We start from the raw sequence: 357 nt of genomic DNA on the forward strand, positions 1-357 counted from the left end.
TACAGATCATGTAGCATCGCGGTTCAAATCACTGTTGTTTATCTTGTTGCCAATTCTGGCAACCCAAGGTTCTTGAAATATCTATTTGGAAGCGCTCTGGTCAGCGCAGGACTGCCGCTTAACCGCCAATAGCCGTGGGCTGATTTTGCCGTATTCCATGCAAGGAACCGATCAACACCCAACCGCCTTAGCATGCGGTAGCCTTTACTACCCCATTGCTTGTAGATATAACATCGCAATCGTCGTCGAACCCATTTGTCCAGATCCCGCAGAGGACTCAGTATTTCAGCTATGTCGAAATACGCTTTCCAGCCAAGCAGGGATTTTCTTAACTCAGCGACAATCTGAATAATTGAA

General features: G+C 46.8%; 1 protein-coding gene. It reads right to left on the reverse strand.

Features of this window, described 5'->3' with window-relative positions:
- Window positions 1–38: 38 nt before the first annotated feature.
- Window positions 39–357 (reverse strand): group II intron maturase-specific domain-containing protein (locus Q1B11_RS20320; protein WP_299735848.1); only part of this gene is annotated, 319 nt, incomplete at its 5' end.

This window comes from uncultured Endozoicomonas sp. (genome assembly GCF_947495845.1).
In the GTDB taxonomy this organism is placed as follows: domain Bacteria; phylum Pseudomonadota; class Gammaproteobacteria; order Pseudomonadales; family Endozoicomonadaceae; genus Endozoicomonas.